Raw genomic sequence first — 14797 nt, 5'->3', positions numbered from 1 at the left:
AATTATTGAATGAATAAACTTCTTCTTTTATTTTTCGGCTTCTCGTTTTTCGGGGCCTGTTTCGTAAAGGCTCCGAAAAATCCGCTCGGTGATTCGATTCTAAACATGTTGATCTATCGTTGCAAAGCCGGGATCGATCCCGGTTGCGGATCGGGAACCACCGATCCGAACAAACCCGTTCCCGGCCCTACGGAGGCCGGAGTCTGTTCTGACACTCCGTTACAGGTTATACAACCGAGCGAATGGAGTAAGGTTCAAGACGAACTACAAGCGCAAGCGAGTAAGGGAAGTAGCGGCCCTCCGATCGCGACCACATTCGGAACGATACCGGATACGTCCGCTTTTTCGGGAGCGGTTCTTGGAAAGAATGGAAAGATTTATCCGATCCCAAGTTCGAGTTCCAACTTTATAGAACTCGATCCGGATACGAACACGTTTACTACGATCGCACCGGCGCCGGGAGCGTTCGCGTGGTTCGGCGGAATTCTCGCACCGAACGGAAACATAGAATTGATTCCGGCCGATTCTTTTACGTTTGCTTCCTTGGATCCGGTTGCGCGTACCGTAACCAATTACGGAACCTCAAGCGGAGGAGCGTCTTTTGCGGGAGGGGTAATGGCGCCTAACGGTAATTATTATCCAATGCCGTCCAATACGATAACGTTTAGCATGATCGATCCGATCGCTCGAAGCCAGACCAATTTCGGGACCGTACCTTTGAGTCTTGCCTATTCCGGAGCGGTGCTCGGTCCGAACGGAAAAATTTATCTGATTCCCGCAAGAGCGAGTCAATTCGCAGAACTCGATCCGACTACCAATATCAGAACGGATTTTTCTTCCTTTCTTTTCAGCTTCGACGGGAAGTTCTCCGGAGGTACGATTGCGCCTAACGGTAAAATTTACGTAGCGGCGGATAATTATTCTTTCTTTATGCAGATCGATCCAAACGTCCCTTCGTTTACTCTGCTCGACCCGGCTCCGGGCGGTATAAACCAATATTCGGGAATGGTGCTCGCGCCGAACGGCAAGATATACGGAATTCCGTTTGAGGCTACGTCCTTTGTGGAACTCGATCCAAGCACGAATACCCTTACGTATTTCGGAACCGCACCCGGAGGCGGCGCGTGGATGGGAGGAATTTTAGCGTCGAACGGAAAAATTTACGGAGTTCCTTATAACGCCAATACGTTCTTGGAAATCGATCCCAAGGCAAACGGAAGAATCTGCGACGCGATCCTACAATCCGCGTATCTCAATAAATTCTAATATTCAAAAATACTTAAGTATGGAAACGTTTTTAACGGAACGCTCAGATCGCGTGCGTTTTTAAACCCGTAAATTTCCCCTGGCCCAAAAGTTCCACGTTTTTATGGAACTTTTCCCTTTCGCCCGGAAAGGAGGATTTGCCCACCAACTCCAAGCCGAGAAGAAGATTCCCGATTTCATCGTAAGAAACCCAACGAATCGCGCCGAAAACCTTAAAGTATCCTTGCATACGGATATAGATATCGAAAACGAAACCCGTATGTTTCGGAAGGGTTTGAATGAGATGGGGTTCCGTGATCTTGATGGAGATCCCGTTGTTGGATATATCCATGATCGGAAATTTTTCGGTAGTCAAAACCGTGTTCGATTCCTTGATTCTCGCCACCATTTCTTTTGAAAGTTCGGAAAGTTTTTCGATCGTATCCGCGCCGAGAGTTTTTTCCTTATTCTTAACCCAGATATAACCGAGAGGAATGGATTGTCTGGAATGATTGATGTAAACGATCGGATAGATGATCTCGGAAACGATTTTCTCGTCCTTGTATTTTCGCATCATGGAAGGAATCTCTTCGTGAATCTGATCCTCTATGTCGATTTGATTTTCGTTTTTGGATTTGTAGGATTCTTGCAAAGAAGTGTTTTCGATATGAATGAACTTTTTGGTTCTTTTCACAAGCTCGAACTTTTCGTCTTGGTCCGATTTGAAAACGTCGATCTCGATCAAACCGAGTTGATCCGTTTTTAATTTCGTTTTGTAATCCTCGAAACTAACCTTGACCAAGGTGGGAATGTTAAACAAGGACGCGTCGATCACCGTCTTGGAAGAATTGATATTGGTGACATGGGCCGAGTCCTCCGCGACCGCGTATCTTGGAAACGCGCGATTGGATTTTGCGATCGAGATTTTGTTTACGCTGAGTTCTACGAGTTTGGGATGAATCGTTTTTAAAAAACCGCATTCCAGTTGAACATACTTTGCGAGAATTCGATAGAGAACGATTTCTCCGTTTTCCGGAAGTCCCTTTTCTCCCGACAACTCGACTAAAATTTTTTCGCCCTCGTCTATGTATTTTTGAATGACGACCGTTTCTTTCTCCATGTCGCCTTTTATAATTAAGCTCTGCTTCAATAAATGTTTTTCTATAATATGCTTTCTTTGCTCCGGCGATTGGATAACGTCTAAATCTCTGACTTTCGTTTTATTCGTGTACATGGAATCCATCCTACAAAACCTTGCTCACCGGCAAAATATAAGCAACATAGGATAGGATGACTTGAGAATTTGGTAAATATAAAATTTCCTAAGCGACTTTTCAAATTATAGGATCGATAATTTGACACTGAATTTAGAAAGAATTAAGAACGAAAACAAAGAGAACGATGATTCGGAGAGAGATGTCGTTTGTTCCCGGTTCGTTTTATCGGAAGAGCACGTTATGCGAAAGAAGCGGACCCGAGGTTCCCCGAGAATTTTCTCCTAAGAAAACCGTCTCTAAAGGAACATAAAAAGGTTCGTTTTAACGTGAGAATTTTTTAAGAAGAAAGTTCTTCCGGTAAAAGTCGGATCTTATACTTGGAAGCCATCTTTTTTAGGGATTCGTCGTCTATGGAATGAATGTTCTTTCCATTGTGACGGTTTTCCACGGTTAAAACAAAAATCGTATAACCGAAGTCGGATGCGATTTGAAAGTATGGTTCCATTTCCCAGGAAAGCGTGAACGTGTTGTCCAAGAAAATTTTCGAGGTTCCATTCTCCGCCGCTTTGCGAGCGCGTTCTTCGCAGTGTTTGTATGCGAGATGATTCTTACTATAATCGAATCGATATTGTCCCGTGGAAGAATCCGTAAAATAATCGTCCACGCTCAAAACGGGGTATTTCCCGTTTTCGGATAAGATTTTTGCGAGCGTGCTTTTTCCCGCTCCGGGAAGTCCTCGGATCAGAATGATGGACTTGGCTTCTTCTTCGTTCATTTCTTTTACTTTACAAATACGTTGAATCTGTTTAGCCTATAGGAAACATCCAGCAGGAAATTCTTTCGCTCGCAAGCGAGAGGGGACAAAAGAGGTTTAGGAGAAGAATGAAATATTTAGAAACGGAACAAGTCATTCCTTCCAAGGGAATGTCTTATACAATGTACGAAGTGGAAGGCGAGGATCAGATCCAAAAGATGATGACTTACATTCCCAACACGGACGAAATTCATATCTATCCGAAACCTCCGGTCAAAAAATTGTATAAGCCGGAACTTTGTAAGGTGATCGATGAAGTCGTTTTTTCGGAACTTTGGAAATTGGGAGAAGAAAGAAAAGCGGCGAAGTAAAAAGGAAGTGAGTTCTGGCCTCGGAGAGAATCGAACTCCCGACACAAGGATTTTCAGTCCTCTGCTCTACCGACTGAGCTACAAGGCCGAACTCATGGACAGCATAGAAAAACAGTCCTCACTGTCAACGAAAAAGATCGGAAACTCCCCATTCTCCCCGGACGCTTTCCGGGAGAGATAAAATGTCCTCCTCTTCCAAAATCTGCGACCCGAGCCTTCGTGAAGAAGAAAGAAGGAAGATGGTCGATTCGCAAATCTTCTCGCGCGGGATTCGAAACAAGGAAATTCTTTCCGCGATGCGTTCGATTCCAAGAGAATGTTTTACGCTCGCTTCTCATTCTTCTCAGGCTTACGAAGATAAACCTTTGCCGATCGGTTTTCATCAGACGATTTCACAACCGTTTATGGTCGCTTGGATGTCGTATCTTCTCGATGTGCACAAAGGCGATCGGATTTTTGAAATCGGAACCGGCTCCGGTTATCAAAGCGCAGTTTTGATTTTTTTAGGCGCGAAACTTTTTTCGGTCGAGTTCTTTGATTCTTTGTTTCAATCCGCGGTCGAGAATTTGGAACGCTGGAGTCCGGGTTGTACGACTTCGAATCGTTTTGAAAGCGGAAGCGCTCCTCAGGTTCTCGGTCCCGATCTGATTTTTGATAAGATGATTTCTTGCGCGGCTCTTCCCGATCTTCCGAGTGTGGGGAGTTCCTACTTTCAGTCCCTGGTTCCCGGCGGAATTTTTGTTTTTCCTTTGGGTCAAGAAGAACAGTTTTTGATGGTTGCTAAAAGAACGTTGAACGGTTGGTCCTTTGAGTCGAAGGGCGGAGTGAAGTTCGTTCCTTTGTTGTAGTCGGGGAGTAGGGTTGGTGAAGATTTTGTAGGAGTTCACACGATCTTGTCGTGATCCGGTTGGGCCCCCGCCCGAATTGGGTGGTGGAGGTGGGCTTTGTGGGTGATTTGCCGAGAATTTTCTATATCAGAAAAATAGCATGAAGTCAAGTTGAATTGTGTTGTAGGAGTTCCCACGCACGCGAGCTTGGATTGGTTCGTTGTTAGGAATGTAGGAACTACTTCGCGGATGCGGGGACTAGCCTCGCTCGTTTTTTGATTTGTGGGAACTCTTACAAATTCTTCAAAGTTCGTTTAAAAGAATTTGATATCTTTCGACTTCTCTTTCCAAGGCTTCCGCTTGTTTGCGATAACGATCCGACTGAGCTTTGCTTGCCAAAAACTTTCCGCCCGTAGAACGTTTGGAGAGTTCCCGCAATTCTTCCGCTCTCGCGGCTTTTTGAGCAGAAACGGCGCGCAAATAGTTGGCAACCGCAGTTTTTTGTTCTTTGGTGACGGCGCTTTCGATCAAAGCTTTTTCCATCAGTTTTTGTTCCGTTTCTTCGGAGATCGCAAAGTTCGAATTCGAAACAAGAAAAAAAGCCAAAAGGAATAGGGATGTTAAGATGCGTGTTGATTTCATAAATAGCCTATAGCCTTCTATCATTTAGACGTCATGGTTTTAAAGGGGGTTCTTTCTGAATCGTTCTTTTTGTTCCATGAGAGCATTTTAGATCTTAGGTTTTTAAGATATAAGGCAAAGTTGTTATCTTTCTTCTCTTCAGGCTTTTGTTTGGTTGAAAGAAGGGAGAATTTTTGTTCTTAAAAGCGCGTGTAGAGTTCCCGCACGAAACGAAAGATTTTCGATGATTCGCGCATTGGTGAGCATTCTTTCTTTTGGTTTCCGTCTCGATTCTTTTAATCCTTTTGAGACTTCGTTCCGATTTTGTGGGAACTCTTACGTTTTGAAATTCAATTCAGGGCGATCCGGAAATCACAATCGAAAATGTAGGAACTCATACAGCTTAAAAACTTGTTTGCATTTTTCCGAACGCAAAATGAATCACTCAAAATCATAATTTATTAAATCATAAAATCTTTATATTCTAATATGACCATTTACTTATAAGTTGGTTATCAAATTTATATCCGTCTGTGTTATTTTTGTAGACAATGTATGATTTTTATGTTTGGCTGAGCGCGGTTTGAATTAAAAAGAGTTCCCTCCCTATCAAAAATTAATTAGAATTGGGAGAAAATAGATGAAGAATCCATTGAATTTCATGGCGTGCGATCTTCGCACAAAGTGGATCGGAAAAGTTTCGATTTTGTTTTTGCTTGCTACGGTTTTTGGAATCGATACGAAATCCATCGGGGCGAGACCGATCGATTCTCCACCGCCTCAAGACGGTCCGGTATTGACGTATTATATCGACGGCGCGTCTTCGTTGCTTGCGGACGATTTCAACGCTCCTATCACGAAACACATCATTCGTGTGAATCATTATTCTTCCGGAGCGACCGTAAACCGCAAAGGAATTCTTTGCATTCACGGCTTCGGTGACAACAGTTCCATCTTCGCACCCTTGGCCCAAAGATTGATCGCGACCGGAAAGGCGACCGACGTTTACGCAGTGGATCTTCCCGGACACGGCGGAAGTTATTTATCGACGTATCCGATTTTCGGACCGCCCGTTTACGGAGAATTGAGCGTATGGGAATACACGGATGTCGTGCAGGAATTGCTCTATCAGATGACTCAAAAAGAATTCAAAAATATTAATACGATTGTGGGACATAGCATCGGAGGACTTGTCGTTCAACTTTTGCAGGATCGTCTCGTAAATGAAATGGCGAGCAGTTTAAGAGCGAGTTACGGAATCGAAAATACCGTGTTGATCGCGAGCGATATTCCGAATCCTTTGCCTTGGGCGGGAGGAGATCTTCCCGCAGATAATCCGTATTCCGCCAAAAAACTCGTGATCGATTTTAAGGTGACGAGCACCAACATTTTGATCGGGAATTACGTGGATACTCCGGACGCTTTTTTTATATCGAGCAAGTATTCCGTCAACGGAGTGCCCGTTTCCGGCGCGCCTTCCGCCGCCAATCTTCCTAAGGTCAAAAATCGGGAACCTTATGCGGCGGCGGCCAATATCGTCGGTCTCGATCCGACGGCAAGAACGAACAACGCGGTCTCTCGATTTACGGTTCGCAGAAATATCTGGAACGGTTTCAATCTCAAAGTCGCTTGGTTGGATAAGGATCCGTTTTTTAGCCAGGCCGAAAGCGCGGGGCTTGCGGATTATCTCAAAACCGGTTTGCCTCTTTCCGTGATTTCGGATTCGGAAGCGGTTCACGGAACTCCGTATTCCAAACCGGATCTTTTGCTTTCTTTGTTTTAAAATCCTCAAACGCTCTTTTTGTCGCACTCGAACGCTCGCGGGTGCGACTCTTTTTGAAATCGAATGTATTAAATTTAGAATATTCTATAATTGGAATGTGATTGAATCGAACGCCGACCTTCGTTTTTACTCGTTTTTGTCTTCGAAATTCGGAACGAGTTTCGTCTTTGTATTTTGTCTTGGAACGCGATTCTTCGTTTTTTATTTTTGACGATTTAGATGCGCTTCCGTTTGCCGATTTTCAATTCCCGATTTCGGTTCAATTCTTTCTTCTCTTAACAAACAGGATTCGGTAAAAAAGGATTTTGAAGTCTTTCCTTAGATTTTGAACAAGCGGATAAATTTCTTATTTACAGTCCTTTTCAGGGTTTGATTCTCCTTTAGAGCGTTTTCCAAACGTCGTTTTCCACCGGAAACGCTCCCATTCCCGATACGAACGGATAAAAGAAGAGATAAATATGGATCTATTGAACCCCAAAAAAACGGAATTCAAACATCTGGATGAAAAATCCAGAAACATCATGAAGCAAACCATCGCCTTTTTCGAAAAAAAAGGAAAGAATAAACTGAAAGAGGACGATCGCAATCAGACTTGGTACGGAGATTTTCTCGAGTTTCAAAAACAGGAAAAGGTTTTCGCGACTCTGATGACTCCCGCGGGTTACGGCGAAAGCGATTCTCGATGGGACACGACTCGTATCTGCGACTTCAACGAGATCGCGGGTTTTTACGGTCTTTGTTATTGGTATACTTGGCAGGTTACCATGCTCGGACTCGGTCCGATCTGGAACAGTAAGAATGAAGAAGTCAAACATAGAACCGCAAAACTTCTTCAAGAGGGGGAAATCTTCGCGTTCGGTCTTTCCGAAAAAGAACACGGAGCCGATTTGATTTCCAGCGATATGTCTTTGGAGAACAAAGGCAACGGGGATTATATCGCCAACGGTAGAAAGTATTATATCGGAAATTCGAACAAAGCCGCGATCGTTTCCACGTTCGGTAAGATGAAAGACACCGGTAACTACGTTTTCTTCGCGGTCAACTCCGGTCATAAGAATTACGAACTCGTTCAAAACGTCGTGAATTCCCAAAGTTATGTGGGAGAATACGCGTTGAAGGAATATCCGATTCAGGAAAAGGACATTCTTTCCAAAGACAGAGAAGCTTGGGACGCTTCTTTGAGTACGATCGCCGTTTGTAAATACAACTTAGGTTGGGCTTCCATCGGAATCTGTACGCATTCTTTTTACGAGGCTCTCAATCACGCTTCCAAAAGAAAACTTTTCAATCGTTACGTGACCGACTTCTCTCAGATCAAACAGATGTTCGTCGACGCGTATTGCAGACTTTTTTCGATGAAACTTTTCGCCGCAAGAGCGAAGGATTATATGAGATCCGCGTCCGCGACCGACAGACGTTATCTTCTCTTCAATCCTATGGTTAAGATGAAGGTTACGATGCAGGGAGAAGAGGTCATCAATCTTCTTTGGGACGTGATCGCCGCGAAAGGTTTTGAAAAGAACATGTATTTCGAAATGGCGGCGAAAGACATCCGAGGTCTTCCTAAACTCGAAGGAACGGCTCACGTAAACATGGCCTTGATCATTAAGTTCATGAACAACTATTTCTTCGAACCGAATTCTTCCCTTCCTACGATTCCGAAGGTCGACGATTTTAAAAACGACGGTTTTCTTTTCAACCAGGGAACGACTTCGAAAGGTTTCGAAAAGATCACCTTTCACGATTACAACAAGACGTATGCGAGCGTGGATCTTCCGAACGTGAAGATTTTCAGAAAGCAGATCGAAGTTTTGAAGGACTTTTTGAAATCCACTCCGCCTGATTCGAAACAATCCAAGGATTTGGACTTTATGCTGATTCTCGGAGAATTGTTCACGTTAGTCGCTTATGGTCAGCTTTTGATCGAAAACGCGGCGATCGAAAAGGTGGAAGACGATCTTCTCGATCAGATTTTCGATTTTATGGTGAGGGATTTTTCCAAATATGCGCTTCAGCTTTATTCCAAAAGAAGCAGCACGAAAGAACAGATAGAAAAATGTCTTTCGATGATTTACAAACCTGCGGAGAACGAGGAGCTTTTCAACAGAATCTGCGCTAAGGTTTATTCTTACAAAGACGCGTACGAAATGGCTCCTTGAAACGTCGACCGCACGTCGGAGTTTCGAAAAATTTCAATCGAAAGGAAAGCCGTTGTCGGATCAACGACAGCGGTTTTCAAATCCCAAACGAAAAATCGGATTCACTGTGACGCACGGCGGGAAATTTGCGGGAATTGCCACCAAAGAGTTCCCGCTTTTGTTTTTAAAGTTCGTGTTTGTAACCCGCGCGGAAAACCTGCCCGCCGACTTGAATCGGATAAGCGGGAGTAGGCGAAAGATTCAAAACGGTTCCCAAAGATTGACTCGTGGTCGAATCCATCTTGGATGCGAATACGGTTTCCACTTCCAAAAACACGTGACCCTTTTCCGTGATTCTCGCCTGGGTTCCGATCAACCAGTTTGGAGAAAAACCGGAAATTCTAAACTGAGTGTTTTCCCGAACGGAAGGTGGATCGGGTCCGTCCCGTAAAAGATCGCGAACCAACGCCAACTGAGGAACGCTCGGAACAAGAGCGTCTAACGTGTCGTTGATCGTCTTCGAATCGTTTCTTCCCCGAATTCCCCAGCCGCCCGTATAATAATTCAAACCAGCTCCCATATAAATGGAAGCGTCCTCGGTGATATTGATTTTGATTCCGATCGTCGCGGGAATTACGATCGATTGAAAGTTCCAGTTCGCGTCGATAAAACGATAACCGATAAAACTCGCCTTCGTGATTCCTCCCGCGATTTTTTGCGTGTAGTTTGCGGAGATTCTCCAAAAGAAATACTTACCGAAATCCTTTTCGAAACCGGCCATAAGATTGCCGCCGACCATTGCGCCTTGGGCGCTTTCCACTTGAAATACTCCGCCCGTGGTTCTTTCGATCGTAAGAAGTCTGTTTTCGGGAACGACCAGTCTTCGAAGCGCGACCCCGCTGACCGTTCCGTTTGAATTGCATCCCGCCTTGGTCGAGTCGCAGGGATTGGAGGATTGAACCGGGTAGTATTGCGCGGAATTGATTCCGTCTTTTGTGATGACTTCTCCCATGTTTCCCAAATCGAATTGAAGTCCGAGTCCGGCGACGAAGTAGGATTTTGCGGAGACGTTTTTACAAAGGAAGAATAAGGATAACAAAAGAATCGTCTTGAAAGAAGACGAATTCCGAATCAAGAATAAGGGTTTGTTGAGAATCATTTACGCTTTGAAGGACGATCCGAAAATTAGGAAGCTAAATTCGGAGACGTTCCTGTCAAGGTTCTTCAACAAAGGATCTTCAATATTTTTTTGACGTATCTTGTTTCGTGGATGCGCGAGGGAAGTCGCTCATGTTTTACCTTCGTTTTGTTTTGCGTTGGGATTCGGCGGTGATCTCCGAACTTCGATTTTCGATTAAAGCGGACGGTATAAAAAAAGGCCCTCGCAAGGAGAGCCTTTTTACAAATGAATTCTTAAGAATCAATCTTAGAGTTCGTGTTTGTATCCAAATCTGTAGATTTGTCCACCCACAACGATCGGATATGCAGGGTAAGGAGAAAGGTTAGAAGCTCCCCCTACGGACTGAGTTTTACCTACAGCGTAAGCCGCAGACATGATCGTTTCGAGTTCTAAGAATACGTGACCTTTATCGCTAATTCTTGCTTGAGTTCCGATCAAGAAGTTAGGAGCGATTCCGGAAGCTCTAAATCTTGTGTGTTCACGAGTAACCACAGGATCCGTTCCGTCGCTCAACAAGTTTGCAACGCTTGTAAGACCAGCCGCGGTCAACATATCGTAACCGGATTTGATGTTGTTCATTCCGTTCAAAGACCAACCACCGTTGAAGTAGTTTAAACCGGCTCCCATATAAACCGCCGCGTCTTCCGTTACGTTGATTTTGATACCTACTGTAGCAGGAATCACGATGGAGCTGAATCCCCAAGTGATGTCTACGATGTTGTAACCTGCGATATCAGCCTTAGTCACCCCACCGGAAATCTTTTGAGTGTATTCTGCCGCAACTCTCCAGAAGAAATACTTTGAAAAATCCGACTCGTAACCAACCATCAAGTTACCACCGACCATGGCTCCTTTGGTGGATCTTGCGTTTACTAAACCGCCGGTTGTTCTGTCGAGAGTGATCAGTCTGTTTTCAGCAGGGATCGCTCTTCTGGGAGCAACACCAACGTATGTTCCAGTTCCAGCCGCTTTAGAAGGATCTTGGATACAACCCGCATCCGCACCTACTGTACAAGTATTGGAAGAACGGACGGGACCGTAATAACTTGCAGCGTCCAAACCGTCTTTTGTGATCGTTCCACCTAATTGACCCAAGTCTAATTGAAGACCGAATCCTACAACTGCGTATGATTTTGCACTTAAGCTTGCAACCGATGACAACAGTACGGCTAGGACAAGCAACACCTTACTCATGTTACGAACCATTGATAACTCCTTACTCACGATTCAATTTGAATTTGATTGTGTTTCCGGAAGTTGTATCTATTTCCTGAATCCCGGACACAGGGTGAAACTTTAGAAGTTCGCGAATTAGTGTCAAACAGGATTTCGCGAAAAGGCTGAAAAGTTCCCAAAATTCTAAAAAGTGAGCGATCATTTTTTAACTTATTTATAACAGATGTTATGTATTTGGATTCAAAGGTTCATCCGAATTGCGACGTAAAAATTCGAAACGGTCCTGGAGAGATTTTGGAAAAACCGATTTTATTTTTTGTCTTTGAGCGGATTTTTACTCTGAGAGTTATAAATGAAGATTCTCCATTTCGGAAACTGGACGGAAGGGAAATTCTTCCGTAAGCGCCTTGTTAGGTTGGAAACAAAACGTCTTTTTCTACTTGTCATCGGATTCTTTTCTTGAGATTCTACTCTTGAAACCGTTGGGGGTGGGGCTTTACGAAGCCTCTGAGAGAGTCCCCGGAACCTGATCAGGATAAGGCCTGCGTAGGAAAACGGATCAGTTAAATTTTTCTTTTGAAAAGGTCGCGCTTTCGCTCGATATTTTCGAATCGGATTTTTTTCGATATCTAGTTTTTAACGGCGTCCCCTCAGTTCCATCTCCAAACCGGCGGTCAGGAGAATGTATGGAACCCACTCAAGAATTTCAAGTCCCACTCAAAACGATCCGTCTTACCGACGGAACCGAATACAAATCGTATCATACGGAAGGAGCGCTTTCCGATAAATCCCCTTCCGATTACAAAAACGGAATCGCACCTCTTCGCAAGGAATGGATTCAAAAACGATTGGATCGGGGCGACACGAACCATTCTCAGATGTATTACGCGAAAAAAGGAATCATCACCGAAGAGATGCGTTATGTGGCCATTCGAGAGAATATGAATCCGCAGTTCGTTCGTTCCGAGATCGCGTCGGGTCGCGCCATTCTTCCCTCGAACCGAAACCATCCCGAACTCGAACCGATGATCATTGGAAAGAATTTTCTCGTAAAAATTAATGCGAACATCGGAAATTCGGCGCTCGGTTCTTCGATCGAAGAGGAAGTCGAAAAACTTCACTGGTCCGTCAAATGGGGAGCCGATACGGTGATGGATCTTTCCACGGGAAAAAACATTCACGAAACGAGAGAATGGATTTTGAGAAATTCTCCCGTGCCGATCGGAACCGTTCCGATTTATCAGGCTCTGGAAAAGGTGAAGGGCAAAGCGGAGAATTTGAACATTCAAGTTTTCTTGGAGACGCTCGAGGAACAAGCCGAACAAGGCGTGGATTATTTTACGATTCACGCGGGAGTTCTTCTGCGTTATATTCCTTTTACCGCAAACCGAGTGACGGGAATCGTTTCCAGAGGCGGATCGATCTTGGCGAAATGGTGCCTCGCGCATCATAAGGAGAATTTTTTATACACTCACTTCGACGAGATTTTGAAGGTTATGAAAAAATACGGAGTTTCATTCTCCCTCGGAGACGGTTTACGTCCGGGTTCCATCGCGGACGCAAACGATAAGGCTCAGTTCGGAGAATTGGAAACGTTGGGCGAGTTGACTTCTCGCGCTTGGGAAGAGGACATTCAAGTGATGATCGAAGGTCCGGGTCACGTTCCTATGCATCTCATTAAGGAGAATGTGGATCTTCAGATGAAACTCTGCAAGGAAGCTCCGTTTTACACGTTAGGCCCTCTTGTCACGGACATCGCTCCGGGTTACGATCATATCACTTCCGCGATCGGGGCAGCGATGATCGGTTGGTTCGGAACGGCGATGCTTTGTTACGTAACTCCCAAGGAACACCTCGGTCTTCCCGATAAAGAGGACGTGAAACAAGGAGTGATCGCGTATAAGATCGCGGCGCACGCTGCGGATCTTGCGAAAGGTCATCCGGGCGCGATCGAAAGAGACAATCTTTTGAGCAAGGCCCGTTTTGAATTTCGTTGGGAAGATCAGTTCGCGTTGTCTTTGGATCCGGAAACCGCGAAGTCCTTTCACGATGAAACGCTTCCTCAGGATCGTATGAAGACCGCGCACTTTTGTTCCATGTGTGGACCTCATTTTTGTTCGATGAATCTCACTCAGGAACTCCGAAAGTTCGCGGAAGAAAAAGGAATCGAAGAATCGAAGGCGGTCGAGATCGGAATGGAGGAAAAGTCCAAAGAATTTTTGGAACAAGGAGCGGAGATCTACAGCGCTCCTTGATTGTGGGAACTCCTGCAGGTTGCCGGAAGATTTGCTTTGAAGACGAAAGAATGTAGGAACTACTACGTTTCAAAGAACGTACGAAAATTCTTCCGATGAACAACTTGGTCCGACAAACAAGCGCGATGAAAATTGCATTGACAAAACGGACAAAGTTTCAAGATCGCTTGGAGAATTTCGACTAATGTGGATTCGCCAGACGGTTTCGTTTCGACTTTGACGCAGTCTAACGAACCGCCGACTTGGATTTACTCGGAGACGATGTTTAAGATCTGTTCTCCGAGATCGATCCTTCCGTCCGGAGTGCGGATCGTGGAACGAACGACGTCGCCAGGTTGAAGATATTGACGTCGTTTACTCTGACCCTTGACGAACAATTTCCATTTTTTCTTTTCGGGCAAAAGACTTGCAATATTTTGAATGAACTTTCCGGGAGCGAGAAGCGCGCAACCGGAAGGAGTTCCCGTCAACAAAACGTCTCCCGGTGAAACGTTGCAAAATTCGGATAATTCCAAAACGCTTTCGATCGGATTGAAAACCAGATTGGAAGCCTTGTCTTTTTGACGGACTTCTCCGTTTACCGAAAGATTCAATTCCAACGAACCCAAAACTTCGAAATCCCCCGGGTCCAAAACGGCGAGATAAGGACCGGCAGGACAAAAGGTTCGATACGATTTTCCCTTATACCACTGCATTTGCGGAAGTTGTATGTCTCTCGCGGAAACGTCGTTTGCCATAAAGAATGCGGCTATGTATTCGCTTATATTCGAGGAATTCTTTGCAAGAGGTTGATCGAAACCTTTTCCGAACACGAGACCGAGTTCGATCTCATAATCTAAAAGTTTTACGTGCGCGGGCCGAACGACTTCTCCGATCGGAACAGAAAGGGAAGCGTCCGATTTTGTGAAGAATAGATTGTAATTTTTTTCATCCGGATCGAGACCCGATTCGATCAGATGTTGTCTGTAGTTGGCGCCTTGACAAAGAATCTGACACGGAGCAGTGATCGGCGAAAGAATCGAAACGGTTTTTAAAGAAAGACTTTGCGTTTTTGTTTGGGTCTTCGTCTTCGCGGGTTTCTTTTTTTTCCGAACAAATTCGAGAAAGTCTTTTGTGGATCTATCTCCGCAGTGTAAGGGGAGAACGTTTCCGTTTTCGATTTTCCCCCAATCGATATGATTCTTTTTGACGAATCGAATGTAGTTTGTCGCCATAAATGCAAAGCCGCCT

The 14797-nt window shown here is 44.7% G+C and carries 12 protein-coding genes, 1 tRNA gene and 1 riboswitch; of the genes, 6 read left to right on the top strand and 7 right to left on the bottom strand.

The genetic code is table 11. The annotated features are described in order from the left end of the window. The first annotated feature begins 9 nt into the window (after positions 1–9). Positions 10–1266 (top strand): NHL repeat-containing protein, encoded by a 1257-nt coding sequence (locus LEP1GSC052_RS12790; protein ID WP_010573839.1) that lies wholly within the window; start codon positions 10–12, stop codon positions 1264–1266. A 43-nt stretch (positions 1267–1309) separates the two neighbouring features. On the opposite strand, the gene LEP1GSC052_RS12785 is transcribed toward LEP1GSC052_RS12790, so the two are convergent. Further along, positions 1310–2488 carry a DUF1577 domain-containing protein gene (locus tag LEP1GSC052_RS12785; RefSeq protein ID WP_010573840.1) on the bottom strand — a complete coding sequence of 393 codons (1179 nt, stop codon included), beginning with the start codon at positions 2486–2488 and terminating at the stop codon, positions 1310–1312. A 311-nt stretch (positions 2489–2799) separates the two neighbouring features. After that, positions 2800–3237, bottom strand: coding sequence for an ATP-binding protein (locus LEP1GSC052_RS12780; protein ID WP_010573841.1), 438 nt, complete (start codon positions 3235–3237; stop codon positions 2800–2802). A 107-nt stretch (positions 3238–3344) separates the two neighbouring features. Between LEP1GSC052_RS12780 and LEP1GSC052_RS12775 the strand changes: the two genes are divergently transcribed. Beyond that, positions 3345–3587 (top strand): hypothetical protein, encoded by a 243-nt coding sequence (locus LEP1GSC052_RS12775; protein WP_010573842.1) that lies wholly within the window; start codon positions 3345–3347, stop codon positions 3585–3587. Between the two features lie 15 nt (positions 3588–3602). Here LEP1GSC052_RS12775 and LEP1GSC052_RS12770 read toward each other — a convergent pair. Beyond that, positions 3603–3675, bottom strand: a tRNA-Phe gene (locus LEP1GSC052_RS12770). Between the two features lie 94 nt (positions 3676–3769). Between LEP1GSC052_RS12770 and LEP1GSC052_RS12765 the strand changes: the two genes are divergently transcribed. Continuing rightward, on the top strand, positions 3770–4435 hold the full coding sequence (locus LEP1GSC052_RS12765) for a protein-L-isoaspartate O-methyltransferase family protein (protein WP_010573843.1): 666 nt from the start codon (positions 3770–3772) through the stop codon (positions 4433–4435). 282 nt (positions 4436–4717) lie between these two features. On the opposite strand, the gene LEP1GSC052_RS12760 is transcribed toward LEP1GSC052_RS12765, so the two are convergent. Continuing rightward, a complete protein-coding gene (locus LEP1GSC052_RS12760; RefSeq protein WP_020986317.1) occupies positions 4718–5056 on the bottom strand; it encodes an LIC10421/LIC12816 family protein in 339 nt (112 codons plus the stop codon). 619 nt (positions 5057–5675) lie between these two features. On the opposite strand from LEP1GSC052_RS12760, the gene LEP1GSC052_RS12755 reads away from it, so the two are divergent. Next, positions 5676–6818, top strand: coding sequence for an alpha/beta fold hydrolase (locus LEP1GSC052_RS12755; protein WP_010573845.1), 1143 nt, complete (start codon positions 5676–5678; stop codon positions 6816–6818). A 458-nt stretch (positions 6819–7276) separates the two neighbouring features. After that, a complete protein-coding gene (locus tag LEP1GSC052_RS12745) occupies positions 7277–8977 on the top strand; it encodes an acyl-CoA dehydrogenase family protein (RefSeq protein WP_010573847.1) in 1701 nt (566 codons plus the stop codon). Positions 8978–9140: 163 nt separating this feature from the next. On the opposite strand, the gene LEP1GSC052_RS12740 is transcribed toward LEP1GSC052_RS12745, so the two are convergent. Both LEP1GSC052_RS12740 and LEP1GSC052_RS12735 read right to left on the bottom strand, forming a co-directional pair. Next, positions 9141–10091, bottom strand: coding sequence for a porin OmpL1 (locus LEP1GSC052_RS12740; RefSeq protein WP_040913547.1), 951 nt, complete (start codon positions 10089–10091; stop codon positions 9141–9143). Positions 10092–10382: 291 nt separating this feature from the next. Beyond that, entirely contained in the window at positions 10383–11342 is a 960-nt protein-coding gene (locus LEP1GSC052_RS12735; protein WP_040913546.1) for a porin OmpL1, read from the bottom strand. 444 nt (positions 11343–11786) lie between these two features. Next, positions 11787–11882, top strand: a riboswitch (TPP riboswitch). Between the two features lie 116 nt (positions 11883–11998). Here LEP1GSC052_RS12735 and thiC point away from each other — a divergent pair. After that, entirely contained in the window at positions 11999–13567 is a 1569-nt protein-coding gene (gene thiC, locus LEP1GSC052_RS12730; RefSeq protein ID WP_010573850.1) for a phosphomethylpyrimidine synthase ThiC, read from the top strand. A 248-nt stretch (positions 13568–13815) separates the two neighbouring features. On the opposite strand, the gene LEP1GSC052_RS12725 is transcribed toward thiC, so the two are convergent. Further along, a complete protein-coding gene (locus LEP1GSC052_RS12725) occupies positions 13816–14781 on the bottom strand; it encodes a fumarylacetoacetate hydrolase family protein (RefSeq protein WP_020985621.1) in 966 nt (321 codons plus the stop codon). Positions 14782–14797 lie beyond the last annotated feature (16 nt).

Origin of the sequence: Leptospira kmetyi serovar Malaysia str. Bejo-Iso9 (assembly GCF_000243735.2) — a bacterium.
Classification (GTDB): Bacteria; Spirochaetota; Leptospiria; order Leptospirales; family Leptospiraceae; genus Leptospira; species Leptospira kmetyi.
The sequence above is the reverse complement of the archived record's forward strand: the minus strand, read 5'-3'. Positions and strand labels throughout refer to the sequence as shown.

Excerpts from the sequence above, each read along its gene's own strand:
- LEP1GSC052_RS12790 (WP_010573839.1), top strand. The coding sequence starts at position 10 with ATGAATAAACTTCTTCTTTTATTTTTCGGCTTCTCGTTTTTCGGGGCC.
- LEP1GSC052_RS12785 (WP_010573840.1), bottom strand. The coding sequence starts at position 2,488 with ATGGATTCCATGTACACGAATAAAACGAAAGTCAGAGATTTAGACGTT.
- LEP1GSC052_RS12780 (WP_010573841.1), bottom strand. The coding sequence starts at position 3,237 with ATGAACGAAGAAGAAGCCAAGTCCATCATTCTGATCCGAGGACTTCCC.
- LEP1GSC052_RS12775 (WP_010573842.1), top strand. The coding sequence starts at position 3,345 with ATGAAATATTTAGAAACGGAACAAGTCATTCCTTCCAAGGGAATGTCT.
- LEP1GSC052_RS12765 (WP_010573843.1), top strand. The coding sequence starts at position 3,770 with ATGTCCTCCTCTTCCAAAATCTGCGACCCGAGCCTTCGTGAAGAAGAA.
- LEP1GSC052_RS12760 (WP_020986317.1), bottom strand. The coding sequence starts at position 5,056 with ATGAAATCAACACGCATCTTAACATCCCTATTCCTTTTGGCTTTTTTT.
- LEP1GSC052_RS12755 (WP_010573845.1), top strand. The coding sequence starts at position 5,676 with ATGAAGAATCCATTGAATTTCATGGCGTGCGATCTTCGCACAAAGTGG.
- LEP1GSC052_RS12745 (WP_010573847.1), top strand. The coding sequence starts at position 7,277 with ATGGATCTATTGAACCCCAAAAAAACGGAATTCAAACATCTGGATGAA.
- LEP1GSC052_RS12735 (WP_040913546.1), bottom strand. The coding sequence starts at position 11,342 with ATGGTTCGTAACATGAGTAAGGTGTTGCTTGTCCTAGCCGTACTGTTG.
- thiC (WP_010573850.1), top strand. The coding sequence starts at position 11,999 with ATGGAACCCACTCAAGAATTTCAAGTCCCACTCAAAACGATCCGTCTT.
- LEP1GSC052_RS12725 (WP_020985621.1), bottom strand. The coding sequence starts at position 14,781 with ATGGCGACAAACTACATTCGATTCGTCAAAAAGAATCATATCGATTGG.